The 25,557-nt window shown below is 34.7% G+C and carries 31 protein-coding genes, 1 pseudogene and 2 riboswitches; of the genes and pseudogenes, 19 read left to right on the forward strand and 13 right to left on the reverse strand.

Annotated elements, in window-relative coordinates; translation table 11 throughout:
* Nucleotides 1-68: 68 nt before the first annotated feature.
* A complete protein-coding gene (locus tag LMD38_RS06855) occupies nt 69-287 on the reverse strand; it encodes a hypothetical protein (protein ID WP_000100486.1) in 219 nt (72 codons plus the stop codon).
* A gap of 288 nt (nt 288-575) precedes the next feature.
* Entirely contained in the window at nt 576-1,193 is a 618-nt protein-coding gene (locus LMD38_RS06860) for a nitroreductase family protein (protein WP_000180605.1), read from the reverse strand.
* 331 nt (nt 1,194-1,524) lie between these two features.
* On the opposite strand from LMD38_RS06860, the gene LMD38_RS06865 reads away from it, so the two are divergent.
* From LMD38_RS06865 to LMD38_RS06880, 4 genes are all read left to right on the forward strand, one after another.
* A complete protein-coding gene (locus LMD38_RS06865) occupies nt 1,525-2,817 on the forward strand; it encodes a GGDEF domain-containing protein (RefSeq protein WP_001023204.1) in 1,293 nt (430 codons plus the stop codon).
* Nucleotides 2,818-2,907: 90 nt separating this feature from the next.
* The gene (locus LMD38_RS06870) at nt 2,908-4,047 is read left to right on the forward strand and encodes a serine hydrolase domain-containing protein (protein WP_000976136.1); all 1,140 of its coding nucleotides are present in this window, start codon (nt 2,908-2,910) and stop codon (nt 4,045-4,047) included.
* Nucleotides 4,048-4,051: 4 nt separating this feature from the next.
* Nucleotides 4,052-4,930 (forward strand): NAD(P)-dependent oxidoreductase, encoded by an 879-nt coding sequence (locus LMD38_RS06875; protein WP_000681096.1) that lies wholly within the window; start codon nt 4,052-4,054, stop codon nt 4,928-4,930.
* A gap of 5 nt (nt 4,931-4,935) precedes the next feature.
* On the forward strand, nt 4,936-5,268 hold the full coding sequence (locus LMD38_RS06880) for a DUF3909 family protein (RefSeq protein WP_000365614.1): 333 nt from the start codon (nt 4,936-4,938) through the stop codon (nt 5,266-5,268).
* A 38-nt stretch (nt 5,269-5,306) separates the two neighbouring features.
* Here LMD38_RS06880 and LMD38_RS06885 read toward each other — a convergent pair whose 3' ends face one another.
* The 6 genes from LMD38_RS06885 to LMD38_RS06910 form a co-directional block, all read right to left on the reverse strand.
* Complete coding sequence (locus LMD38_RS06885; protein WP_000054670.1) at nt 5,307-5,582, reverse strand: hypothetical protein; 276 nt, start codon at nt 5,580-5,582, stop codon at nt 5,307-5,309.
* Between the two features lie 304 nt (nt 5,583-5,886).
* Nucleotides 5,887-6,399 carry a 1,2-dihydroxy-3-keto-5-methylthiopentene dioxygenase gene (locus tag LMD38_RS06890; RefSeq protein WP_000057307.1) on the reverse strand — a complete coding sequence of 171 codons (513 nt, stop codon included), beginning with the start codon at nt 6,397-6,399 and terminating at the stop codon, nt 5,887-5,889.
* Nucleotides 6,377-7,015, reverse strand: coding sequence for a methylthioribulose 1-phosphate dehydratase (locus LMD38_RS06895; RefSeq protein ID WP_000811331.1), 639 nt, complete (start codon nt 7,013-7,015; stop codon nt 6,377-6,379). The genes LMD38_RS06890 and LMD38_RS06895 overlap by 23 nt, the downstream gene beginning before the upstream one ends.
* Entirely contained in the window at nt 7,012-7,671 is a 660-nt protein-coding gene (mtnX, locus tag LMD38_RS06900) for a 2-hydroxy-3-keto-5-methylthiopentenyl-1-phosphate phosphatase (RefSeq protein WP_062821077.1), read from the reverse strand. The genes LMD38_RS06895 and mtnX overlap by 4 nt, the downstream gene beginning before the upstream one ends.
* Nucleotides 7,668-8,912 (reverse strand): 2,3-diketo-5-methylthiopentyl-1-phosphate enolase, encoded by a 1,245-nt coding sequence (gene mtnW, locus LMD38_RS06905; RefSeq protein WP_000014177.1) that lies wholly within the window; start codon nt 8,910-8,912, stop codon nt 7,668-7,670. Before mtnW ends, mtnX begins: the two co-directional genes overlap by 4 nt.
* A gap of 64 nt (nt 8,913-8,976) precedes the next feature.
* Nucleotides 8,977-9,082: riboswitch (SAM riboswitch) on the reverse strand.
* A gap of 64 nt (nt 9,083-9,146) precedes the next feature.
* A complete protein-coding gene (locus tag LMD38_RS06910; protein ID WP_016718413.1) occupies nt 9,147-10,325 on the reverse strand; it encodes a pyridoxal phosphate-dependent aminotransferase in 1,179 nt (392 codons plus the stop codon).
* 14 nt (nt 10,326-10,339) lie between these two features.
* Here LMD38_RS06910 and LMD38_RS06915 point away from each other — a divergent pair, with 14 nt between their 5' ends.
* The 5 genes from LMD38_RS06915 to LMD38_RS06935 all read left to right on the forward strand — a co-directional run bounded on the left by LMD38_RS06915 (nt 10,340) and on the right by LMD38_RS06935 (nt 15,425).
* A complete protein-coding gene (locus LMD38_RS06915) occupies nt 10,340-11,203 on the forward strand; it encodes a carbon-nitrogen family hydrolase (RefSeq protein WP_228920358.1) in 864 nt (287 codons plus the stop codon).
* 72 nt (nt 11,204-11,275) lie between these two features.
* Nucleotides 11,276-11,418, forward strand: a riboswitch (SAM riboswitch).
* Between the two features lie 91 nt (nt 11,419-11,509).
* On the forward strand, nt 11,510-12,691 hold the full coding sequence (gene mtnK / locus LMD38_RS06920; RefSeq protein WP_062821091.1) for an S-methyl-5-thioribose kinase: 1,182 nt from the start codon (nt 11,510-11,512) through the stop codon (nt 12,689-12,691).
* Nucleotides 12,688-13,764 (forward strand): S-methyl-5-thioribose-1-phosphate isomerase, encoded by a 1,077-nt coding sequence (gene mtnA / locus LMD38_RS06925; RefSeq protein WP_228920233.1) that lies wholly within the window; start codon nt 12,688-12,690, stop codon nt 13,762-13,764. The genes mtnK and mtnA overlap by 4 nt, the downstream gene beginning before the upstream one ends.
* 80 nt (nt 13,765-13,844) lie before the next feature.
* Nucleotides 13,845-15,178 (forward strand): IS3 family transposase gene (locus LMD38_RS06930; protein WP_085966774.1). Its coding sequence is split into 2 segments (ribosomal slippage): nt 13,845-14,232 and nt 14,232-15,178, totalling 1,335 coding nucleotides; the frame shifts between segments, so codons are not numbered across the junction.
* A gap of 109 nt (nt 15,179-15,287) precedes the next feature.
* Nucleotides 15,288-15,425 (forward strand): YvrJ family protein, encoded by a 138-nt coding sequence (locus LMD38_RS06935; RefSeq protein WP_000393326.1) that lies wholly within the window; start codon nt 15,288-15,290, stop codon nt 15,423-15,425.
* A gap of 54 nt (nt 15,426-15,479) precedes the next feature.
* On the opposite strand, the gene LMD38_RS06940 is transcribed toward LMD38_RS06935, so the two are convergent.
* Nucleotides 15,480-16,256 (reverse strand): 3-hydroxybutyrate dehydrogenase, encoded by a 777-nt coding sequence (locus LMD38_RS06940; RefSeq protein ID WP_061183914.1) that lies wholly within the window; start codon nt 16,254-16,256, stop codon nt 15,480-15,482.
* Between the two features lie 195 nt (nt 16,257-16,451).
* Here LMD38_RS06940 and LMD38_RS06945 point away from each other — a divergent pair, with 195 nt between their 5' ends.
* From LMD38_RS06945 to LMD38_RS28690, 5 genes and pseudogenes are all read left to right on the forward strand, one after another.
* Nucleotides 16,452-16,784, forward strand: coding sequence for a PadR family transcriptional regulator (locus LMD38_RS06945; RefSeq protein WP_061183913.1), 333 nt, complete (start codon nt 16,452-16,454; stop codon nt 16,782-16,784).
* A complete protein-coding gene (locus tag LMD38_RS06950) occupies nt 16,784-17,548 on the forward strand; it encodes a DUF1129 domain-containing protein (protein WP_016718409.1) in 765 nt (254 codons plus the stop codon). Before LMD38_RS06945 ends, LMD38_RS06950 begins: the two co-directional genes overlap by 1 nt.
* Nucleotides 17,549-17,564: 16 nt before the next feature.
* Nucleotides 17,565-18,326, forward strand: a complete 762-nt coding sequence (locus LMD38_RS06955) for a DUF1129 domain-containing protein (protein ID WP_016718408.1) — start codon at nt 17,565-17,567, stop codon at nt 18,324-18,326.
* A 22-nt stretch (nt 18,327-18,348) separates the two neighbouring features.
* Nucleotides 18,349-19,014 (forward strand): DUF1129 domain-containing protein, encoded by a 666-nt coding sequence (locus LMD38_RS06960; protein ID WP_016718407.1) that lies wholly within the window; start codon nt 18,349-18,351, stop codon nt 19,012-19,014.
* 74 nt (nt 19,015-19,088) lie between these two features.
* A pseudogene (locus LMD38_RS28690) lies at nt 19,089-19,259 on the forward strand (DNA-binding protein); the annotation flags it as partial.
* 15 nt (nt 19,260-19,274) lie between these two features.
* Here the strand turns inward: LMD38_RS28690 and LMD38_RS06965 are convergent.
* Nucleotides 19,275-19,892, reverse strand: coding sequence for an ImmA/IrrE family metallo-endopeptidase (locus tag LMD38_RS06965; RefSeq protein WP_000371624.1), 618 nt, complete (start codon nt 19,890-19,892; stop codon nt 19,275-19,277).
* Between the two features lie 159 nt (nt 19,893-20,051).
* Between LMD38_RS06965 and LMD38_RS06970 the strand changes: the two genes are divergently transcribed.
* The 3 genes from LMD38_RS06970 to LMD38_RS06980 all read left to right on the forward strand — a co-directional run bounded on the left by LMD38_RS06970 (nt 20,052) and on the right by LMD38_RS06980 (nt 22,218).
* A complete protein-coding gene (locus LMD38_RS06970) occupies nt 20,052-20,345 on the forward strand; it encodes a DUF3928 family protein (RefSeq protein ID WP_000288328.1) in 294 nt (97 codons plus the stop codon).
* A 108-nt stretch (nt 20,346-20,453) separates the two neighbouring features.
* Nucleotides 20,454-20,903 (forward strand): NUDIX hydrolase, encoded by a 450-nt coding sequence (locus tag LMD38_RS06975; RefSeq protein WP_000540524.1) that lies wholly within the window; start codon nt 20,454-20,456, stop codon nt 20,901-20,903.
* 139 nt (nt 20,904-21,042) lie between these two features.
* Complete coding sequence (locus tag LMD38_RS06980; RefSeq protein ID WP_062821090.1) at nt 21,043-22,218, forward strand: acetyl-CoA C-acetyltransferase; 1,176 nt, start codon at nt 21,043-21,045, stop codon at nt 22,216-22,218.
* A gap of 28 nt (nt 22,219-22,246) precedes the next feature.
* On the opposite strand, the gene LMD38_RS06985 is transcribed toward LMD38_RS06980, so the two are convergent.
* Together LMD38_RS06985 and LMD38_RS06990 are read right to left on the reverse strand one after the other, a co-directional pair.
* Nucleotides 22,247-22,999 (reverse strand): AAA family ATPase, encoded by a 753-nt coding sequence (locus LMD38_RS06985; RefSeq protein WP_062821089.1) that lies wholly within the window; start codon nt 22,997-22,999, stop codon nt 22,247-22,249.
* Between the two features lie 10 nt (nt 23,000-23,009).
* Nucleotides 23,010-23,279 (reverse strand): hypothetical protein, encoded by a 270-nt coding sequence (locus tag LMD38_RS06990; protein ID WP_016718404.1) that lies wholly within the window; start codon nt 23,277-23,279, stop codon nt 23,010-23,012.
* 148 nt (nt 23,280-23,427) lie between these two features.
* Here LMD38_RS06990 and LMD38_RS06995 point away from each other — a divergent pair, with 148 nt between their 5' ends.
* Nucleotides 23,428-24,156, forward strand: coding sequence for a DUF4184 family protein (locus tag LMD38_RS06995; protein ID WP_016718403.1), 729 nt, complete (start codon nt 23,428-23,430; stop codon nt 24,154-24,156).
* A 36-nt stretch (nt 24,157-24,192) separates the two neighbouring features.
* Entirely contained in the window at nt 24,193-24,957 is a 765-nt protein-coding gene (locus tag LMD38_RS07000) for a hypothetical protein (RefSeq protein WP_000973891.1), read from the forward strand.
* A 46-nt stretch (nt 24,958-25,003) separates the two neighbouring features.
* Here the strand turns inward: LMD38_RS07000 and LMD38_RS07005 are convergent, their stop codons facing one another.
* Nucleotides 25,004-25,435, reverse strand: coding sequence for a DUF3997 domain-containing protein (locus LMD38_RS07005; protein ID WP_014893531.1), 432 nt, complete (start codon nt 25,433-25,435; stop codon nt 25,004-25,006).
* Between the last annotated feature and the right edge of the window lie 122 nt (nt 25,436-25,557).

A 25,557-nucleotide genomic window follows, 5' to 3' on the forward strand; every position in this document is an offset into this window, starting at 1 on the left:
ATGTTTAAAATAGGATAGATATCACAAAAAAGTGCAAAGACCACCGAAATGAATGAAATAGGTAGCCTTTACACTTTTTTGCTTTTATATAAAACGATGATATATACAGGAAGAGCTAACAGTAGCGGTACAATGGATCGTGCAGTATGTTTTTCTGATTCTAAGTGGAATGCTTCTTCTTTTGGGAATTGTAAAACTGAAATGTTTGCAGCATCGCCAATAAAATATAGAAGCAGTACAGTTACTATGTAACATAAAAGTGCAATAAAGCTTCCGTATGAACTCAATGAAAATCCCTCTCTTGTTATCTATTTGTTATCATTGTATCATAATTGTAACAAAAACACACGGTTATATTTCGATACTTTAACAAAATTCGACACAAAACGTCATTTATGTGTATGCGAATAGCATGAAATTTACTGTTTTTATGTGCGGATGTCGAATCATACATTTTAGTATTACGGATGTGTGACAGAATAAAAAAGAAACGAAGGTAATGAAATTACCTTCGTTTCTTTTTTATTCGTATGAAAGGGCAGTAAGACCCTCACATTGATTCAAGTTTCACTTTATTATTTTGCCCATTCACTCACTTGTTCTACGCTCATTCGTGGTGCAGGGTGGCCTTTTAAAGTTGATTCACCAATTGTAATAAGCATAATTGGTACGTAGCGAGATGAAACATTGAATTCTTCTGTAAGTGCTTGTGGGTTGAAACCACCAATCGCACAAGTATCCCAGCCAGTTGCTTTAGCTGCAAGCATAAGTTGCATTGCTGCTAAAGATGCATTTGAAAAGGCTGCATCTCTTGGGAATTGCTCACGTGCATATGCAGACTCAATATTTTTAGCTAAGCGCTCTTTTGCTTCTTCTTTCATAAATCCTTGTTCTACAATTGGACCATAAACTTGTTCAACATTTTTATAAGCTTCTAAATCACCTAAAATAGCGACTACAGCAGAAGCATCAAGAATTTGTTGTTGGTTATAAGCAATTGGATGTAATCGTTTCTGTACATCTTCACCTTGGAATACGAGGAATTTCCAGTGCTGTAAGTTCCAAGCAGAAGGTGCTTGAGCAGCTCCCTTTAAAATCTCGTGTAACTCTGTAGATGAAATTTCTTTCTCTGGGTTGAATGCACGTGTAGATGTGCGTTCATATAGAACATTAAAAAAGTTTTCGTTTGTCATTATATATCCTCCAAATTACATATCAAATTATGAAAAAAACAAATGTAATATATTCTACTTACATTTTGTAAGTTATCGAATTTAAGAATATAATATCTTTATTTTAATTGTCAAGTTTTAAAGCGGAAGCTAGGGCATTCATACAAACGATACAATTCCTATAATCATACACTAAAAAAGGAATTTATAGAGTGAAAAATGAAGAGAACATTCTCAATTAGCTTGTTAACATGTATCCCTCACTCATTAAAGTTTTTAGAGAACAGTTTTTTATAAAATGTTTGTGAGGAATTCTGTAGAACAAGATATATGAAGTGAGTGAAGACTAGTGATGAACATACTACATTTTTTATTAGAAAATACGGTTTTCCAAAATGTATTACAAGATCTTCAGTTAAATGTCCTTTATATAGAAAATGGATGCACGCATCAACAAACGATAGAAAATATCCATCCAAAATGTATGTTTATAGCAAATAGTTTTGAAGAAGGCGAAGTATTATTTCAGAGGACTAAACCACATATTGTAATTATGTATGTAACAGATTTTTCTCAAATAAAATATATAAAGAATATGTATAATCCACAGAGTACATTTATTGTCATTTGGGATCAACAAATAACAAGCGAGTTTGCAGAGGTGCTTACGTTAGGAATACGTAATATTGTGATAGCCCCTGTGACTCCACAAATGGTGTTAGAGGAAGTAAATAAAAGTTTATATCAGCTTTCTTTAGTGCGGCAAGTAAGTTTGCAACAAGAACTACTTCAAACGATGTTTGATTTTCGAAATGATCTATTATTTATAGTAGAAGACGATGAGATTGTTGATTGTAATACAAATTTTTTAGAGTTTTTCGGATATGAAAATTTGTTTGCGTATCGTGAGCAACATTTAGTATTTGCTGAACATCTTATTAGAGAAAATGGATACTATTCAACAACTCATGATATAACATGGTTAGATGATACATTATCATATGATAGAAGAATTAAGATGTCCAACTATGAAGGGGAAGTATCAACTTTTTTATTGCGTGCGACACCATTGCCAGAAGATTTATCAAGATTTATTGTGAAGTGTACAGAGATTACCGAATTAGATGAAATCTATCAAGAACAAGAAAGACTTGCTATGATAGATTCGTTAACAGAGATTTATAATCGTTTGAAATTCCAACAAATACTCGAGGCAGAATGGGATAATGCGATGCGTAATAATGAAAACATAGCACTTATTTTATTTGATATAGATAATTTTAAAGCAGTAAATGACACGTATGGCCATGATTTTGGTGACTTAGCATTAATTGAGCTTGCAGAGCTCATGAAATCTAAAGTGGAGCAGCAACATGTATTTGCTAGGTGGGGAGGAGAAGAATTTATTATTTTAGTAACGAATACGGTAGAAAAAGAAGCATTTCAAGTTGCGGAATCATTACGATTTTTCATTGAAACAAAGCAATTCTCAGGAATTTCGAAATTAACAGCGAGCTTTGGAGTTGCATTATATGAAAAAGGGATTACAAGAGAAGAATTAATGCAACGAGCGGATATTGCATTATATGAAGCGAAAAAAAATGGGAAAAATCAAGTGTGTGTATATAGAAAAGAAAAAAAGTGATTTTTCGCAACAAATTGTTGCGATTTTTTTTTATTACTTGATAATAGAGTGTAGGGGGGATTTTGAACGAAGGAATTATGGAGGAACAATATGATGAAAAAAATAATGATGATAGTTTCAATATGTGCTGTAGTTTGTGGAGGAGTATACTATTTTCTCTATAATCCTAATATAAAGGAAAGTAAAGAATTAACAACTAAGGTGAATCCTGCTGTTGAATCAGAAGTACAAGAGAATATAGAAGAAGAAAAAAAAGAAAAGCAAATTGATTATGCTAGCATATCTCAAAAATTAGATCAATATTTAGTCGGAAAGCAATTCAATGGAACAGTTTTGGTAACAGATAAAGAGCATGTTATATTGAATAAAGGATATGGGTATGCTGATGTTCAAAATAAAATAGAAAATACGCCTCACACAAAATATCGTATCGGTTCTATTACGAAAACAGTTGTGGCTACATCTATTTTACAACTGCAGGATCAAGGGAAGCTAAATATTCAAGATAATGTAAATAAATATATTCCTTCATTTCCGGAGAATAAAAATATTACGTTATATCATTTATTAACGCATACCTCTGGTTTACCTGAACACGCAAAAGGCAATGTTAATGCTGCCTCCCGTTTACAGTTAATGAATTGGATTGGACGTCAAAATTTAGAATTTCCTGCAGGAACAGGTTGGAGATATACAGATTATAATTATATGGTGCTTGCCTATATAATAGAACATATATCGAAAAAACCTTTAGGAGATTACATAAAAGAAAATATATTTATAAAAGCAGATATGCATGAATCTGGTATGGGAAATATGGTACCTGGAGATAAAAATTTCACAAAGGGTTATGTGAAAAAAAATCAAGAGCTTGTACCAGCGCAGAAGGTAGGCATGGATTGGCTATATGGTTGTGGTGAGATGTATACGACAGTTGGAGATATGAAGAAATTAGACGAAGCAATTATAAATGGGAAACTTCTTTCTGAACAAAGTATACAAGCGATGTTTTCACCTTCAACAGAACGAAAATATGCATTTAGTTTTTACATATATCCGGATTATTTTCATAACCATGGTGTACTATCTGGGTGGAATACTTTCAATAATTTTAATAAAGAAAAAGGGACTTTTGTTATTTTATTTTCAAACGTGAAAAATAGTATGGATGATGACTTTAATAAAGATTTCCGAAAGATGGTAAGTGATTTATTAGAACAAAGGGGATGAGAAAATGAAACATAAAAATGTATCAATTGGTTTCATTGGTATTGGTGTAATGGGAAAAAGTATGGTGCGTCATTTAATGCAAGACGGTCATACAGTATATGTATATAATAGAACAAAATCGAAAACAGACTCTTTAGTGCAAGATGGTGCAAATTGGTGTGATACACCGAAAGAGTTAGTAAAGCAAGTTGATGTTGTAATGACTATGGTTGGGTATCCACATGATGTAGAAGAAGTGTACTTTGGGATAGATGGAATTTTGGAGAATGCAAATGAAGGCACAATCGCAATTGATTTCACGACATCTACACCAACATTGGCAAAACGTATTAATGAAACTGGAAAAAGTAAGAATGTATATACGTTAGATGCACCTGTATCTGGAGGAGACGTTGGTGCGAAAGAAGCAAGACTCGCAATTATGGTCGGTGGAGAGAAAGAAATATATGATAGATGTTTACCGTTATTTGAAAAACTAGGAACAAATATTCAGTTGCAAGGGCCTGCTGGAAGTGGACAACATACAAAAATGTGCAATCAAATTGCGATTGCTTCCAACATGATTGGAGTATGTGAAGCTGTTGCTTATGCGAAAAAGGCTGGATTAGATCCTGATAAAGTATTGGAGAGTATTTCAACGGGAGCAGCAGGTAGCTGGTCATTAAGTAATTTAGCTCCTCGAATGTTAAAGGGAGATTTTGAACCAGGTTTTTATGTAAAGCATTTTATGAAAGATATGAAGATCGCGTTAGATGAGGCTGAAAGATTACAATTACAAGTACCAGGTTTAAGTTTGGCGAAGGAATTGTATGAAGAGCTAATAAAAGATGGGGAAGAAAATAGCGGAACACAAGTGTTATACAAAAAATACGTAAGGGGGTAAATGAGATGGATCTTCAAAAATTTGATGAGATGATTGATACTGTACAAAGAGCAACATGTATACAAATTAATGAAAAACAAAAAGAAGCTTTTAAACAAAAATATGATTTTGAACCGAATTTCGAATATGGAAGAGATGAGAAAGGGCATTACGTTATTCGAACTTCAAAAAAGATGCTAGAAGAAATGGAATTTTATTTGGCATTGAAATATGATCGAGATGGAGTTGACCTTTACATGGAAGCGGAGATTGATGGTATATATCATGTATCTGTTAGCTATAGTGAAGACGCTTTGCATCTACAAGAATTGTTTCAATTTCTAGAAGAAAATAAATAAAAGTCCTCATTTGAGGACTTTTATTTTTAATTTTGTAATTATAAGCTAGAAGCCCGGCGGCATCGTTCGATTGGGAATGGAATCACTTGCGCGATGTGATTAGGACCAAATTGTTTTGTACGAGCATGGCGTACTATATAAAATGCACAGAGAATTGAAACAGGAATAGCACCGAATAAACCAAAAAGTAAAGCGCTTACACAAGATGCAACAAAACCTAAAACACCAACTTCTAACTCTTCCATAATAGCTCCTAGAATAATAGGAAGTGCTCCACACGTAACCCCTAGTATAAGTGCGATAAGTAAACTCATGATTCTCCCCCTCTGTTTGCGATTTTCTTTTCCTTCTTAGTTAATTGTAGTATATCATATATAAAACAGAATTTTCAGAAAAAGTTCAAAAAAAGTTCAATAAATGTTCAAAAAGTATTAATAAATATACTTGAAAAATTGAAGGGAGAGATTGTACTGAAAAGAAGGAATAATACGGTTAGAACCATAAAAAATCAGGCTTATTTCAAAATGAAATAAGCCTGTTCCATAGGAGGATGTATATATGTAGAGTGAATAAAAGGTTGGAAAAGGGGGTCCAAGGCCTTTTATTCAACTAACTACCTTAATAGATTGGAACCCAGCCTTCAGTTGTAACAAAAATACGAATAGCTACAACTTGACGATCATCTTGCAAGGTAAAATAATGTCTTGCATTTTCAGGAACAGATATGAGATCGCCTGGCTCAAGTTCAACGTCAAAGAATGTCCCATCTTTTCCTTCAATGGCAAAGATGCCATGACCACTAACAATAAAGCGAACTTCATCATCAGTATGATGGTGTTCTTTTTGGAAATTAATTAATAGTTCGTCAAGGTTAGGTGTGCTATTTGAAAGTGAAATTACATCATGTGCTTTATAACCTCGGCGTGATGAAACATCAGCAATTTCTTTTGAAAACACAGCTAATATTTCAGCTTTGTTTTCATCTGTTAATGAGTAATTTTCTTTTAAATGAGTAGGAAGTTTGGAAATATTCCATTTCTCATATAAAACGCCTTCCTCTTGTAGAAATTTTGATACTTCCACTTCATTTTCAATGCGAGTATTTATTTCATGAATACGAATTTGCGCCATTAGAAACGCCTCCTTGAATTGATAATAGTTTTATATGAAATTGGAATAAAAACTCATAAGCTTCTAATCTTTTCTTTGCATCAAAGCTATCTCGGCCCCATACGGTAATACCATGGTTACGGATTAATACTGCCCCCGAATCTCCTTGTATATGCTTGCGGAAGTTTTCTCCAAGCGTTGGGATATGGGCATGGTTTTCGATAATAGGAATGTTTATTGTTGCACCTTCTTCCCAAATATCGAGAGCTTTAATAATTTCTTGATTTTGAAGTGTGACTGCATCACTATATAAATTTGTGATAACATTGTTATCGGTTGTATGAACATGAAGGACGCATCCAGCATTCGTATTATTATAAATATGTGTATGCAAGATTGTTTCTGCTGAAGGACGTAATTCAGTTTCTAATACGGGAACCCCTAGATGATCTACTAATAGAAAATCATCTGGAGTCGTTTTTGTTTTATCTTTACCACTTGCTGTAATGAGAAAAGTGAGTGGTTCATGACTAACCTTTATAGAAATATTACCACTCGTTGCTGGAAACCAATTTCGTGTTGTTAATTCTTTTTTTATCTCGCTTAAGTCATACCATTGACGAAAAAGTTGTTTCATAATTTCACCTCCAACAAATGTTTTAATTCGTTTTGAATATCGTGAAACGATTCAAATGGTGTATAAGAAATATGATTTTCTTCACATTTTGTAATAAGGAAGTCACGAGCGAACACTTTATCCGCTTGTTTCGCAGCTTGTAAATCAGTAATTGAATCTCCGATTACAATATGGAAGTCATTTGTATTACTTAATTTACGGATGAGTGATGATTTACATAATCCGCAATGATTTTGACAATTATGATCACAAGGATGAGGCCAATTCACCGTAATGTATTCATTTGAAAAATCTGTTTCATTACAGTAAATTTGCTCTTTCGGAATGAGTCCTTGTAAGAGTGGATAGACGAAGAAATCCATTCCACCTGATATAACATAAAAGGAAATATTATTTTTATTTACAAATTGTATAAATTCATGAAAACCATTACGGATTTCAGCAGTCTCTATTAAAAATTGAATAATTTCATCGTGCAGATTAGTAGGTATGAATTGAAATAATTGAGAAACACCTTCTTGAATAGATAGCTCTTGTGATAAAATTCTATTCTTTACTTCTTCAGCTTCTGGTGGTGCAAATTTTTCCATAATGGACATAATGTTATCATTATTTGTAATCGTGCCATCGAAATCACAAAATACTTGAATACTCATAATTTCACCTCATGAGAGGGATTTCCCCATATTTGTAGTGCGCTATGCAAATTTATGTCATCTACTTCATGGAGTGGTTTATTTTGCAAAGTAGCATCAATTGCAGCACGGAAAGCTTTACCGCCGCCCTGCGCCCCATTTGGATGTCCATGTATTCCGCCACCAGCATTAATAACAACATCTTTACCGAAATCTCGTACAATAAAGGGAACGAAACCAGGGTGAATACCAGCAGACGGAACAGAAAAGCTCTTCTTGAAAAATGAATCGCCTTCAGTTAAATATTTTGAGATAGCAAGAGCTTCCTCTTTTTCTAGCGCAACACTTCCGTATGGAGATGGGAATAATGAAAAGTCAGCCCCAGCATAACGGAGTAGCTTTCCGAGTAATAATGGAGATGAAACTCCATATAACTTGGATGCGGAATAAGCACCACTTACAGCAGGGTGTGCCATAATAGGAAGCGGGATTTCATCATCTTCTGCAAGTGATTGTAGTACATCTAGTCCGTAAGAGAATACGTTAAATAATAGAATATCAGCTCCAGCTTGCACTGCACGTTTCGCATTTTCTTTTAAATCAAAAGTTCGTCCTGTTAAATTTACGGCATATAACGTTTTATGTCCGTACGTTTCATATACGGATTGTAAAACTTCTTTTCCAGATACGATGCGTTTCGTAAGTGGTGTTAATGCATTTTCGAATAATATCTCATCATCTTTTACGATATCTACACCACCAATTGCTTGATCGCGTAATTGCGTTTTTAAATACCCAATATTTCGTCCAATCATTCCTTTAAAAATACTCATTAAAAGGGGACGATCATGTACTTGTAAAAGATTTCGAATACCATCTATCCCGAATTTTGGACCAGGAAACTGTTTTTTTAATTCGTCTGAAAAAGTTAAGTCAATTAATTTTACTTCGCCATCAAGTGATAGCTTTCCAAATGTAGTCGTTAAAATTGCTGGTAAATCTGGACTGAAATTTAATAACGGATATTCGATTTTAATAATTCCGCGTTTCACTTTTTTACGTAAATACGAATTGGTATGTTCATGTGCAGCTAATTCCTCAACATGAATGACGTTGCCTTTATGCTGCTTTAATTGTTCTTGCAATAAATGTGGCAAATGAGTCCAAGAGCCAATTGTTAAACCGAGTGCAATTTGCTCAGCTTTTTTTTCTAAGTTATGTGAATCATCATGGATTAAATATGTCGCTATAATTCCGCTCATTGTTATAACCTCCTAGTTAAATAAAAAAACCTCTCAGCTAAGGAGAGGTTTTTTTACAACCAGCTCCTTATCTGTCAGCGTAATGCTGCGAGAATTAGCACCGTGTCTACAATTGTAGATCGGTTGCCGGGTTTCGTCGGGCTCGTCCCTCCACCTGCTCTTGATAAGAAGTATTTAGAAATGTTTAAATTTTTAAGATAACTGAATTTTGTCAGATATTTTTCATGTTGTCAATTACTTTTTGAAAAAATTTAATTTATCAATTCGATGAATGGCTTCTCTTAACCTATCTTCTGTATGTAAGAGACCAACACGGACATACCCTTCGCCATGCTCACCAAATCCAACACCAGGAGCAACTGCGACATGTGCTTTTTCTAGTAAAATATTAGAAAATTGCTCAGAAGTATATCCTTTTGGAACAGGAAGCCATGCAAAGAATGATCCTGTTGGAATGTTTACATTCCAACCAATTGAGTGACAAGCTGAAATAAGAGCGTTTCGTCGAGATTCGTAACTATTTACAAGGTCTATTACGCAAGACTGTGAACTTAATAGTGCTTCGCGGGCGGCATCTTGAACTGCACCGAAGATGCTAACATACATATGATCTTGTAATAGGTTGATTGTTTCAATCACACTTTCATTCCCTACAGCAAAAGCGATGCGCCAGCCAGCCATATTAAAAGTTTTCGATAATGTGTAAATTTCGATTCCTGTATCTTTGGCACCGTCTGCTTGTAAGAAACTAACTGGCTTTTGACCGTCGAATCCTATAGCACCATAAGCAAAATCATGAACAACTAATATATTGTGTTTATTGGCAAAATGAATCGTTTCATCAAAAAAATCTTTTGATGCAGTAGCACCTGTAGGATTATTTGGATAGTTTAAAAACATTAATTTTGCACGCTCGGCAATAGAATCATCAATTTTCGCATAATCTGGTAAAAAGTTATTTTCTGCAATAAGTGGCATTGTTTCAAATTTTGCTTTTGCTAAAGCGACACCTGATAAATAATCTGGATAACCTGGATCGGGAACGAGAATCGTATCACCAGGGTTTGTAAAGCAAACTGGTAATTCTACTAATCCAGCCTTTCCACCAAACAAAATAGCAACTTCAGTTTTCGAATTTAATTCTACGCCGTATTCACGTTGATAGAATGTTGCTACAGCTTCTTTTAAGCTTTCGTGTCCGCGAAATGGCGGATATTTATGATGAATGGTCTTTTCAGCAGCATCTTGCAAAGCTTTTACGATATGCTGCGGTGTTGGTTGATCTGGATTACCTTGACCTAGATTAATAACATCGTGACCAGCTGCAACGACTTTGTTAACTTTTGCAACAAGTGAAGCGAAAAATTGTGTTGGCAATGATGTTACTATCTCAGAAGGTTGAAATGATTTCATACTTTCCACCTCTTTTGAAAGTTGTTACAATTCTAGTGACAAATGATATAATCTTTCCAGTATTTTGTAAAGAAAAAAATGAGAATGGGGCTGAAAAAATGAAAGTCGCATGTATTCAGATGGATATTGTCTTTGGAGATGTAGAAAAAAATATTGAGAATGCTAAAAATAAAATAAGCGAAGCGATGAAGGAAAGACCAGATGTTATCGTCTTACCAGAACTATGGACAACAGGTTATGATTTAACGAGACTCTCTGAAATTGCAGATAGGGATGGATTGGAAACGAAAGAAAAGTTGATAGAATGGTCGAAACAATATGGTGTACATATTGTTGGTGGTTCTATAGCAAAGCAAACGGAGCGAGGTGTTACAAATACAATGTATGTTGTAACGAATAAAGGAGAACTAGTCCATGAATATAGTAAAGTGCATTTATTTCAGCTTATGGATGAACATAAATATTTAATCGCTGGAAATCGTACTGGTGAATTTAAGTTAGATGATGTAGAGTGCGCTGGCACAATTTGCTATGATATTCGTTTTCCGGAGTGGATGCGCGTTCATACTGCTAAAGGTGCAAAAGTTTTATTTGTTGTAGCTGAATGGCCATTAGTTCGTTTAGCACATTGGCGTTTGCTATTACAAGCAAGAGCAGTTGAAAACCAGTGTTATGTTGTAGCATGTAATAGGGCAGGGAAGGATCCAAATAATGAGTTTGCTGGCCATTCTTTAATTGTCGATCCTTGGGGCGAAGTTGTTGTAGAAGCAAATGAAGAAGAAGCAATTCTATTTGGAGAGCTTACATTCGAGAAAATTAAAGAAGTACGCAAAGGAATTCCAGTTTTTGCGGATCGACGTCCAGAATTATACAAATAAAATGTTGACAAGTGATTTTTATTCTTGGTATAGTCTTCAACATAAAGTTAAAAATTCTAAAAAATTATACAACTCTTATCAAGAGCAGGTGGAGGGATTTGGCCCGATGAAGCCCAGCAACCGACCGTAATACCATTGTGAAATGGGGCGTTTATTTACGCCAAAAGGCACGGTGCTAATTCCAGCAGAAAGTAAAACTTTCTGGCAGATAAGAGGGGAGAAGATAAACTTCAAACCTCTTTCTTAGTGGAAAGAGGTTTTTCTACGTCAGAAAAACCTCTGAATATAAAAAAGGGGGAGAAGACGATGGGATATTATGCATTAACTGAAACAGCAGCTATACAATATGCGAAAGAACACGGTTATTTTGAAAAGAAAGCAAATGTAGTTTGTCATGAAATTGGAGATGGAAATTTAAATTACGTGTTCAAATTAGATGATGGAGAGAAGTCTATTATAATAAAACAGGCACTGCCATATGCGAAAGTAGTTGGTGAAAGCTGGCCGTTATCTATAAAAAGAGCGACAATTGAAAGCAAGGCACTGAAAATTTTTGCGAAGTATGTACCGGATTATGTTCCGGTAGTGTACAGTCATGATGAAGAGTTAGCAGTAACAGTAATAGAAGACTTATCAAGACTAACAATTACAAGAAAAGGATTAATAGATGGAGAAGAATATCCACTTTTATCCCAACATATCGGTCGTTTTCTAGCAAATGTTTTATTTTATACTTCAGATTTCGGTTTACAGTCAGAAGAGAAAAGGGGACTAGAAGGTACATTTGTAAACCCAGATCTCTGCAAGATTACAGAAGAGTTAGTGTTTACAGATCCGTTTGGCCATTACGATACGAATGATTATGAGCCGGAATTACAACTAGCGGTTGATGAATTGTGGAGTGATAAAACTTTAAAATTAAAAGTAGCACAATATAAATATAAGTTTTTAACGAGAAAAGAAGCACTTATTCATGGTGATTTACATACTGGTAGTATTTTTTCATCACCTTCTGAAACGAAAGTGATTGATCCGGAGTTTGCAACTTATGGCCCATTTGGATTTGATCTTGGTCAATTTATTGCAAATCTATTATTAAATGCTCTATCTAGAGAGGAAGAACAGAGAAGTGTGCTATTTTTCCATATTGAGAAAACATGGAGCTATTTCGTAGACACTTTTACAAAGTTATGGATTGGAGAAGGTGTAGAAGCATATACGAAAGAGAAACAATGGTTGCCGATTATTTTGCAAAATATTTTTACGGATGTGGTCGGATTTGCTGGATGTGAGCTTATCCGAAGAACAATTGGCTTAGCACATGTAGCTGATTTAGATGAAATAGCAAATAAAGAAAAGAGAATTCAAGCTAAGAAACAAGCTTTATACTTAGGTAAAGAACTAATAAAATATGAATCTAAAAACGCTGATATTCAACTGTTCCGAACATTATTTCAACAGACAGTTTCTGGAGGGGTAAAAGCATGAGTACAATTGTTACGATTCCGAGGTCTGTCAGTTGGAAAGGGGATGCTATTGCAGTATTAAATCAAACAAAGTTGCCGCATAGCACAGAATATAAAACATTAACGACGATTGAAGAGGTATGGAAAAGTATTGTCATGCTAGAAGTACGAGGAGCACCGGCAATTGGAATTGTAGCTGCATTTGGCTTGGCGCTTGCAGCAAAAAAATATACTACTTTACATATTGAAGAATTTCAAAAGAAGTTTAATAGAGATTGTAATTATTTAGGAACGTCACGCCCGACAGCAGTCAATTTATTTTGGGCAATCGATCGTATGAGAGAATCTATTCAAGAAATTACTACAATAAAAGAAGCACAAAAAATATTAGAAGAAGAAGCGCTTCTCATTCAGCAAGAAGATGAAGCAGTATGCAGGAGTATTGGAGAACATGCATTATCATGTTTTCAAGATGGTGATAACATTTTAACGATTTGTAACGCTGGCAGTATTGCAACTGCTAAATATGGTACTGCACTAGCACCGTTTTATATTGGGAAAGAAAAAGGTGTACATTTACATGCATATGCATGTGAAACGAGACCAGTTTTACAAGGCGGGCGTTTAACGACTTGGGAATTAAAACAGGCAGGTATTGATGTAACGCTTATTACAGATAATACGGCAGCTCATGCTATTCAAACGAAAGAAATCAACGCAATTATTGTAGGAGCGGACCGGATTGTCGCAAATGGAGATACAGCAAATAAAATCGGAACAATGAATTTAGCTATACTAGCAAAGTACTTCGGTATCCCATTCTACGTTGCAGCTCCGTTATCGACATTTGATATTACGAAACAAACAGGAGCTGAAATTGTTATTGAAGAAAGAGATGAAACAGAAGTTACGAAAATTTTTGGGAAACAAGTAACGCCAGTTGGAACTACTGTTTATAATCCTGCATTTGACGTAACACCGAGTGAATTAATTACAGGTATTATTACTGAGAAAGGTATTATACGTGGAGATTATAAGCGAGAAATTGCATCATTATTTGAAAAACAAGCTAATACATTAAACTGTACCCTATAGAATAGACACTTAAAAAAAGTCTATTCTATAGGGTATTTCTTGTATAATGAGAGAAAAATGAGAATCGGAGAAATTTCAAAATGACGAAAAAATTGCTTACAGAAAAGGAAATTCAAATATTATCAAAAAATCGATACGTAAAATCGGTAAGCCAAAAAGGAATTACCTATACCGATGAATTCAAGCGTATTTTTATTAAGGAAAATGAACAGGGTAAACCACCTCGTATTATTTTTGAAGAATGTGGTTTTGATATAGATATCATCGGTCTACAACGTATTGTGTCATCAGGAAATAGATGGCGTACGTCCTATAAGCAAAACGGTGTATGGGGCTTAAGAGACACACGTAAGGAAAACTCAGGAAGAAAGTCAGAAAGAGAACTTACATTAGAGGAGAAATATGCACGTTTGGAAGCGGAACGAAACTTATTAAAAGCTGAAAATGAACTGTTAAAAAAGATCAAATTTATGGAAGGGAGGATGGGAAAGAAATAACGTTACACGCTAGTCAAAAGTACCTATTAATTCGTTCTATCATTGAAAAATACCGCCTGAAAAATATGGTGAGATATTTGTGTCAGGTCGCAGGCGTTTCACGTTCTGGATACTATAATTATTTTTTAGCCATTTCTCAAAGTCGGCGAGAGAAAAGAATACATCAAGATGAAATAGTGAAAGAGATTATATTAAAGGCATTTCGATTTAAAAACCGAAAAAAGGGGGCTCGTCAGATCAAAATGACATTGGCGGGTCAATTTCAAGTTGTCTACAATTTGAAACGCATCCGTAGAATCATGAAAAAATATGGGATAATCTGTCCTATTCGTAGAGAAAATCCCTATAAAAAAATGTTGAAAGCGACGAAAGAACACTTCGTGGTACCCAATCGATTAAAACGCGAATTTAGGCAAGGTGTACCGGGAAAGGTACTTCTTACAGATATCACATACCTGTTTTATGGTAAGAATCAAAAAGGATATTTATCTACTATTCTAGACGGGTCTACGAATGAAGTTTTGGCGTATCATGTTTCAGAACGACTTACCTTAGATATCGCAACGACGACGCTGCACAAACTAAAGAAGAATAAGAAGGTACGATTAACGCAAGATGCCTATATTCATTCTGATCAAGGTGCTCATTACACAAGTCCTACCTATCAAAAATTAGTCAAAAAATTAAAGCTGGGACAATCTATGTCAAGGCGAGGAAACTGTTGGGATAATGCCCCACAAGAATCTTTTTTCGGGCACTTTAAAGATGAAGCACACATCAAAACTTGTACATCTTTCACACAGTTAAAACAAGAAATTAAAGACTATATGAAATACTATAATCAGCACAGATATCAGTGGAATTTAAAGAAGATGACTCCTGTCGAATACAGAAACCATCTTCTTGATGCCGCCTAACTTTTTTTAAAATGTCCTTTACAAAGGGTACAGATTACATAATAGCTTGTTTTTTTATGCCTAAATGTGTTATTTTCTCTTATTTATATAATGAAAGGGGGCGAAAAGAATGGAAGAGTGGATCAAGATGATAGGTAATGTAGGGTTTCCCATTGTTGTAACATTATATTTACTCCATCGAATTGAAAGCAAATTAGATGGGGTAATTGTTGCAATCGAGAAACTCCCTAAACAATTACTAAAGTAGGAAGATCCTCGCGATAAAAAATAAAGTTTGCTCTTCGTGAGCAAACTTTATTTTTTATTGAGCAGTATAACCACCATCGATAACGACAGCTTGCCCGGTTATACCTTTCGCTTTTTCGCTCGCTAAAAAGATTGCATAATCAGCGATTTCTTGTACTTGTAATAAGCGTTTTTGCGGTACAAGTGGATAAATGACTTCCTCCAAAACATTTTCAAGTGGTACATTTCGTGTAGTAGCTAAGTCTTGTAGTTGATTACGTACAAGAGGGGTATCGACATAACCAGGACACAGTGCATTTACAGTAATACCATGCGTAGCGCCTTCTAAAGCAGCAACTTTTGTTAATCCAATTACACCATGTTTCGCGCTATTGTAGGCGGATTTCCCTGCAAATCCAACGAGACCATTAATGGAAGCGACATTAATAATTCGGCCATACTTTTGCTTTTTCATAATCGGAAAGGCATGTTTAATGGCGATAAATGGAGCGATTTGCATGATTTTAATGAGGAGCTCGAATTTTTCGGTTGGAAACTCTTCAATTGGTGAAACGTGTTGCATGCCTGCGTTATTAATTAATATGTCTAATGAACCGAAATGATTAACAGTTTGGGAAATGGATGCTTCTATTTCTTCTTCGGATGTAACATCACATTTTAAGCCGATAGCTTGAAAGCCCTCTTTTTGTAGTTGTTCAGCAGCTTCTTTTGCACGTTCTTCAAGACGATCGGTAATAACAACTTTTGCACCTTCTTTTGCAAAAGCGTTTCCCATTTCATAACCAATACCACTTGCAGCACCTGTTAAAAAAACAACTCGATTTGTAACCATGATGAAAAACATCCCTTCGTAATAAAGTTCTCCTATTGCTCTATTTAGAGAGTGGATAATAAAAATCCTGCAAAGATTTGGAAAAATATCGTTAGCTATCTTGTTTTGCAAAATAGTCTCTGCTATACTATTTTGTAAAGCAAGATACTTACGCTTGTCTATCTTGTAAAACAAGATAGTGGGAGGATTTGAATTATGTCGACAAGTCAAATGCTGAAAGGGATTTTAGAAGGATGCTTACTTGCTATTATTTCTGAAGGTGAAATATATGGTTATGAAATGAGTGAGAAGCTAGCAAAGTATGGCTTTACAATGGCAAGTGAAGGCAGTATTTATCCGTTATTAATACGAATGCAAAAGGAAGGACTTATAACAAGTGTAATGAAGGAATCCCCATCTGGTCCAAAACGGAAGTATTACACGTTAACAGAAAATGGCGAAGATGCACTAGATGAATTTATGGATCGCTGGGAAGTGATGCAAAGTAGTGTGGAACGTCTACTTGAAGGGAAGGGGAGAAGAAAATAATGCTATCAAATGAAGCACGAAAGTTTTTATTAGATATGAGATTGTTTTTGACTGCAAAGAGTGTGAAAGAAAGCGATATTGAAAGCTTTATCGAAGACGCAGAACTTCATTTAATAGAAGGTGAGAGTGATGGGAAAAGCGTAGAAGAAATTTTCGGAAGCTCACCGAAAGAATACGCAAATGAACTTGTAAAAGTGATGGAAAGAGATAGACAGGAAACGTGGAAGCAAATTGGTTTTACAGTAATGAATATCGTATCGTTTTGGATTATTGCTTCTATCCTAATAGTGAATAACGGATTATTACAGATGTCACTGATTCAGTGCGTGGGGTATAGTTTGTCATTGATTTTAGTTGTTATAGGTCCTAATTTTCTACTTCGCAAAATGACCTTCGTAACAAGTTTTACAAAAACGTGGTTTTCTATGTGGTTTTTAGTTATGATCGCGCCAATGTTTTTAATGGGGGTTGTCACGGTATTAGATGTGGTCTATCCAACAAAACTGTTTATATTCACTCAAATGCAAAGTTATATATTAGCTGGTGGTATTTTCATCATTACAGTAGCAATCAATATATATTTTGATGGATGGTTTAAAAACTTATATTTAATCATTCCACTTTCGATTATGTTACTGTTTAAAACATTTACATCAGAAGACCTTGTTCCAATGTTATTTCAAATTATATGTTTATACGGAAGTTTGTTTATTTTAATTTTCCTTGAAATTATGATGAAGACGAATAGAAGAGAGACGGTTTAATAAGGGAGGGATTATCATGAAGATTTCTAAAGAAGGAGAAAAGTTTTTAATTGATACGAAAGTATATTTAATAACAAAAGGGATTAAAGAAGAAGATGTGGATGCTTTTCTAGAAGATGCAGAACTTCATTTAATAGAAGGTGAGAAGGAGGGAAAGACAGTAAGTGATATATTTGGTGATTCGCCAAAAGAGTATGCAGAAGAATTAGCGAAAGAGATGGAGAGGGATAAAGGCGGGAGTATAAAGACTATTTTAGGAATGATAATTGGAATAGGGGGATATTGGTTACTTACAAATATTTTATTTGAAAGCCCAAATCATGAATTTACATTAACGAATGTACAATTAATTGGATACCCAATTGTTTTAATGATTACGATTGTAGGAATTATATTTGCTTTTAAAATGTCATCATTTAAGAGTAAAATAAAAGAATTTAGCATTATTTATGTAGCAGCATTGCTACCGATTTTATTACTAATATTATTGATGTTTATGAATAAATGGTATGGGACACCTGTATTACAATTAACGACTATACAAAGTTATATACTAGCTGGAGTTATCTTGTTAGTACTGTTAATTGGGGAAGCATACATACTTGGCTGGATTGGGATATTAACTGTTATTGTCCCGCTATTCATTATGTTTGTATTTAAAGGATTGGGAGAGAAAAATCCATACTGGGGAATCTTAGAGTCGTTACTTCTGTACGGAAGTTTATATGTATTAATGCGATGGTCTTTCAAAAATGAGGAGAGAAAAAGTGTGCACTAGTAATTTGGAAGGAGGGAATATGATGCTTTCTCAAGAGTCACGAGATTTCCTTGCAAATACAGGTACTTATTTAACTGCAAAGGGAATAAGCGAAAAAGATATTGAATCCTTTTTAGAAGATGCAAAATTACATTTAACTGAAGGGGAAAAAAGGGGTAAGAGTGTAAAGGATATATTTGGTGATTCACCAAAGGAATATGCAAATCAACTTGTAAAAGAAATGCAAGTTGATTATAAACGGAATTTAGGATGGCTAGCTACAGCTGTTATGAGTATATTATGTTATTGGACTATTCCAGATCTTTTATTTCGAAACTTAAATGAACCTTATACCATTTCTTTAATAGGATTAATCGGATATCCGGTTATCTTACTGTTAATGATTATGGGAGGGGTTTTATTTTTAAGAGGTGCTAGTTTTCAAAGGAGTATGTTGAAAAAAGGCTTACTGCTATTTGGAGCAGTAATACTCACTTATTTACCAATATTAATAATGTTCTTAAAGGGTTGGTACAGTTTTCCTTTATATGAACTCCCTCAATTAGGAAGATATTTAATTGGAGGAGTTATGCTATTGATAACAACGATTGTGAATGTTCGGTCTCTTGGTTGGATTGGTTTACTTGTTTTAGGAATCCCAATTTTTATGATATTTATGGTTGAACAAATAGTAAGAGTGTATTTCTAAGGAGAAGCTCTAGAAATAAAAAGGATAAGCATATATGTAAATTATATTTATACTGCATATTGTAAATATTATGATATATGTTGTTCTTCGGTTTAATAGGAAAGTGGCTGCTCTGGATATGCAAAAAAATATTTCCAAAGAAATATTATATAGAGATTTTTAGAGTAATTGTATTTATGTTTAGTTGTATATTTGCATCCGTTGCAGCCGGAATTTGGTTTGTTGATTGGAATATATTGTTTTAAACAGTAACAAGAGCGTTACTGTTTTTTTCTTTGCAATAAAGCACTTTGTAAAGAGAGTGCTTTTTGTTCGTTCGTTAATAGGGATTGAATATGGACATTTTCAGGACGAGGTACGATAGGGTACATAAGATTTGTTGGAGAAGGATGGTGCTCCGAGCCAGTTGGGGAATGAGGATCAGCGTGAGTAAGTTTTCCGTGAACACGTCTTGTAAATAAAATATGACCGATTTCGTGAGCGAGCGTATATATATTTTTCATGGGGGCAGCTGAATTTGTTAAAACGATATAACCAGTAAGTTGCTGTTGTTTCGCTAAAGAGTAAGCACAGGCAATGACTGCTGTTTCTTTGAAATAATCACTGCCAATATAACAAATATAAAGGTCGCATTCAGGAGCTTCATTCACACATGTTTGGAAAAAGGATGCTAATTTTTCCTGACTTTGAATAGAATTTTTATAACTAATTTCGCGGTCAGAAAAACGAAAAAGTTCATTTAAAATAATTACTTCTTTAATTTGAAATGTAATCGGGTGCCAAATTGACTCTGCAACTGCTAAATCTTTTGCGATACGATCATTAGAAATATCGGCGCCTGGCGTAATGCAAATACATATATTGACGTATGGATCCATAAGGAACACCTCAACTGAAAAATTCTTCCTATAATATATGTTGGGAAAAGACTCTATGTATGGATAACCGCCTTGTTTATTACAAGTCGAAAAAATTTCATAGTTCTATAACGTAGTGTGATCATCTTTTTGATATAGTAAAGAAAAGGGGGAGAATATATGTATACATTAAAAATCGTTTCAGACAGAGAGGCTCTTTATCAATTTGCAAGTTATGTAAGAGTTGTGCAAGGGGTAGAAGATGTATATGTAGAGGTGGGAGAACCTTTATATGAACATCCATTAATGAAATTTTATGTACATATTAAGCTGGAAGAAACATATGAGCAACAGAAAGCGTTACAAGAAATAGCAAGATTAGTAGAATTAGGACGTTTTACATATGTCCATTATCGTAATGATGAAATTGAAGAAGCTTTTGAAGCTGTAAAATATGAAAGTTTTAAGAAATAAAGGTGAAAAAAGGAGGCGAAAGCTTCCTTTTTTTCTTTAAAATTACATCAACAAAAGGAGAAAAATTTTGTTATGATAAGGAAGGGTGAGGAAAGGAGAGTTTACATATTGGGGTATATTGAAGAGTTACGCAAAGTCGTTGGTACAAGGCCGCTTATTCTAGTAGGGTCAGCAATTATTATCTTAAATGATAATCAAGAAGTATTGCTTCAATATCGTTCAGATACATATGATTGGGGTGTACCTGGCGGGGCGATGGAGCTAGGAGAAACGACAGAAGAAACTGCTCGCAGAGAACTGTTTGAAGAGACGGGACTAAATGCAAAAATTATGCAATTTATCGGGGTTCTTTCGGGAAAAGAAGTGTACTTCCAATATCCAAATGGAGATGAAATTTTTAATGTCATACATCTGTATCAGGGGCATCATGTGAGCGGAGAATTAAGGCTTGACCATGAAGGATTACAGCTTCAATATTTTCCGGTAGATAAGTTACCGAATTTGAATAAAACAACAGAGAAGATTTTACAGAAATTTCTATATGCATTAACAGAATAGAAGGTTAATTCCTTCTATTTTTATTATATTAAATATTTTGATTTTTTAGTATGTTTATAGTATGATAGGTGTAGACATACATCTTATGGAATTTCACCTAAAAACTGACTAGGGTACATAAGAGAGGGGCAAGTGCAAAATGCATAATGTTGTTATTACAGCTGCAGTTCGTTCGCCAATTGGAACTTTTGGGGGAGCGCTAAAAAATGTAACGCCAGTAGAATTAGCTGTTCCTGTACTTCAGGAAGCTGTAAAACGAGGCGGGGTAGAACCACACGAAGTTGATGAAGTGATTTTAGGTCATTGTATTCAAAGAACTGATGAAGCAAATACGGCGAGAACGGCTGTATTAGCGGCAGGATTTCCTGACACAGTTACGGGCTATACAATCCAACGCCAATGTTCTTCAGGTATGCAAGCAATTATGTCGGCTGCAATGCAAATTCAATTAGGTGTAAGTGAAGTTGTCGTTGCAGGTGGAGTAGAAGCAATGAGTTCAAGCCCTTATGCATTGAAACAACACCGCTGGGGACAACGTCTACAACACGGAGAAATTCGTGATACGGTGTGGGAAGTGTTAGAAGATCCGATTCACCATATTATGATGGGGGAAACAGCGGAAAATTTAGTTGAACAATATGAAATTACAAGAGAGGAACAAGATGAAGTTGCGCTTCGCAGTCATACATTGGCGCTAAAGGCAATTGAGTCTGGATACTTTGACGATCAAATTGTTCCTATTACGATAAAAGAACGTAGAAAAGAAGTAGTATTTTCAAAAGATGAACATCCACGTGCTGATATTACAGCAGAAAAATTAGCTGGATTAAAACCAGCTTTCCGTAAAGACGGTTCAGTAACTGCAGGGAATGCATCTGGCCTGAATGACGGAAGCGCGGTTTTAGTATTAATGAGCGAAGAAAAAGCGAAAGAAAAAGGCTTACAACCGTTAGCTAGAATTGTTGGGTATTCAGTAGCTGGAGTAGATCCGAAAATTATGGGTATTGGACCAGCACCAGCAATTCGTAAAGGATTAGAAAAAGTAGATTGGTCATTAGAAGATGCAGATTTACTGGAAATTAATGAAGCTTTCGCTGCGCAATACTTAGCTGTAGAGAAAGAATTAGGTTTGGATCGTGAAAAAGTGAATGTAAACGGTAGTGGTGTAGGACTTGGACATCCAATCGGTTGTACAGGAGCTCGTATTACAGTAAGTTTAATTCATGAATTAAAGAGACGCGGATTAGAGAAAGGAATTGCCTCTCTATGCGTCGGCGGCGGTATTGGAGTAGCATTATTTATAGAAGCACTATAAAAAGAAGCAGCAATCGCTGCTTCTTTTTTTACGACTCAAATAGATGATGGAATAATCGATCGCGATTTTCAAAGAAAAGTTTCGTCGTTTGGTAATGCTCCGTGTCTTCTAAGGCGGATTCGTGAATTCCTTCTTGTGTTAAAGAGTATATAGTGGATTCAGGATAAGCCATTAAAATAGGAGAATGCGTCGCAATAACAAATTGTGAACCTTGTTCCGCTAGTTCGTGCATTCGAATGAGCATAGAAAGTTGTCTCATTGGTGATAGGGCGGCCTCGGGCTCATCTAAAATATATAAACCTTGTCCTGAAAAACGATTCATAAATAAGGAGAAGAATGACTCACCATGTGATTGTTCGTGTAGTGAGGTGCCACCATATGAGTCAATAATTGGATTTCCACGTGCGTATGAATCGGCATCCATTTCATCAATATAAGAAGCAACGTTATAAAACGATTCAGCGCGAAGAAAGAAACCGTCGTTTGGTGTATTGAAACTTTTGGAAATTCGAAGATATTCATGTAAAGATGAATGTGAATCGTTTGTGCTAAAGCGGAAGTTTTTTGTTCCACCTTCTGCATTAAATCCTAAAGCAATTGCAATCGCTTCGAGTAATGTTGATTTACCCGTTCCGTTTTCTCCAATAATGAATGTTACATTTGGGTGGAAAGCTAGTGATTGTAATGTTCGGATAGCGGGTAAACAGTAAGGATATACGGAAAAACTAGGGATATTTTCTTTTTTTAATGTGACATTTTTTAAAAAAGGTACGTCAATCAATATAGAAACCTCAATTCATAACGGATTTTGATTCTAAAAAAGCAGCAAATACAAGTGTAAGACAGCTTGTGGCGAAAATTGTATACTGAAGTGCGCCAAAACCGAGACCTTCCCAATCGAAAGTCATCCTCTTCCATATAAAAATGAAAAGAACGCTCATAAAGCCAACGAAAGCGGGCGTGTATTTTATAATTTTTAAATGATTCCATAGAAAAAATCCAATGTATGTACTTAAAAACAAGATAAAGAGAACAAGAAAAAAGACAAGTGTTAATGACACATGAACCCCTCCTTATTTTCTGAATATTTCATGTGGATTATATCATTTAAACTATCATATTCCAATGTGAAAATAAATATTGCATGGAGATTATTCATGTCGTTATGATAGTATGTAATCTATTGTAATTCTGAAAAGGAGCTAAAACATGCCGTTTACATTTGCACATCCAGCAGCAGTTCTTCCTTTTGTGAAAAAGCATTCTAAACATATTTCAGTAACGGCTCTTATATTAGGGAGTATGGCGCCTGATTTTGAATATTTTTTACACTTTAGACCGTATGGTATTATTGGCCATACATGGCTTGGGTTCTTATATTTAAATTTACCACTTGTCTTTTTATTAGCATACATATATCATTACATTTTAAAAAAGCCGTTTATAACGCATTTACCTAAACCATTTGCTGGCTACTATACATATGCAGTAGATGAGAGGTGGGGGCTTTACACAAGGAAAGATTTCTTTGTATTTTGTTATTCAGCATTATTCGGTATGTTAACGCATGTTGTTTGGGATGCATTCACTCATAAGACAGGCTATTTTGTTATGAAAATACCATTATTGCAAAGAGGATGGTACGGTAGTTCTATTTATAAATATATGCAACATGGGAGTACATGTATTGGTTTTCTGTTATTAGTATATGTTTTATGGACGTGTAGAAATGAAATGGGTAAAGACCTTATTTTAGCTTCGGAAAAAATAAAATATTGGATTTCGGTACTTGTTGTGGCAGCTATTATATTTATCGTGCATGCGTTCGTAGATCCCTATTTTCATATTTTCCAAATAGGGGGTATAATAGTATCTGGACTGACAAGTTCGTTTTGTGGACTTCTCATTGTTTCTATAGTTTACAAAGCAAAGGACTAATTAATATTAATGAATGATAGTGTTAGGAGAAATTATATGATGAAAGCATGGAAAAGTATTTTTGTTTTATGTAGTTTTCTTCTTATGTTAAGTGGTTGCTTCCATCAAGAAGAAAAGAAAGCTGAACCGAAGAAGAAAGAATCTATTCCTGAAACAAAAGAATATGGTGGGCGTGAGCTGAAAAAAGTAGGACAAAAAGTGAAAGAAACAGGATGGGGTACTTTTAAATTAGAACAAATTCATTCTGTGAATCAAACATTTGAAGTAGCACCAATGAAAATTCACGTACAAGATGTGAAAGTAATCTCTTTATCGCAGATGAGTAAAGATGCAAAAAATACATTAAAAGTATATACGGCATTAACTCCTGAAGAAGTAAAGCGTAGATTAGGAGATAAAGTCAGTCAAGAAGATGCGGAGTTATATGCATCGCTAAGTGGTACAGAGATTAGTGATACGATTCGTTACGTTGAAATTACATATAAGGTGGAAAATAGCGGGAATAAAAATATACAATTTTTCTCTATGAATGATGTTGCGATTAATGATAAACAACATTTTAAAGTAGCAACGCAAAACTTTTTATATGATGAAGATACGCTCGTTGGTACAAAAAATGTATCAAGGGAAGACTATAAGCCTGGTGAAACAAGAGATGGTATTATCGGCCTAATACTTGATGATGGAAAAGAAAAGGTAAAGGATATTAAATTTACAACAGATAATGTAATTGCAGCAGATACAGAAACGCAAGATGTTGTAAAAGAGCCACAAACTTTTAACATCTCACTTTCTGAGTAAGTTGTTTTTAAATATATGCAAGAAAAAACAGTCAGCGCTCAAACTATTATGCTGACTGTTTTTTCTGTTCTTTTATGTATGAATCTACACTTTGAAAAGGCACCTTAATTTTAAACGCATCTTTTTGTTCATGAAATTGTTTTTCATTATAGGGGCCAAAACGTTTATTATGCTTTACGTCAATAATCCAATAATGCTCGCTTTTTTTATTTGCAATTGCTGCGTCAGGATTATTCGGATCTGACTTTTCCTCAGTTTGTTTTGCAATAATGTATTTATCATCCCAGGCTATGTCTGTAATTTTTGCAGGAATGTATTGTGTGGCGTATACAGCATCTTGCGTGGGGAAAAGTTCAAATGCATTTCCAGAAGTACGTATGAGTTCGTATTCATCGTTAATCGTATATGTTATATGATTTGTATTTCCAGCACAACCGGCTAATAGGAATGCGACGAATAGGATTATCCATTTTTTCAATATGGGAACCTCCTTTACAATGCTGTTGTAACACATTGTACAAGAAAAGTAAGAGAAACGCTAGTTTACAATGTTTTTTAGAAGTGGTACGATGAGACGGGTAAAGAAGGATATGAAGGAGT

Source organism: Bacillus pacificus (assembly GCF_020861345.1).
In the GTDB taxonomy this organism is placed as follows: domain Bacteria; phylum Bacillota; class Bacilli; order Bacillales; family Bacillaceae_G; genus Bacillus_A; species Bacillus_A pacificus.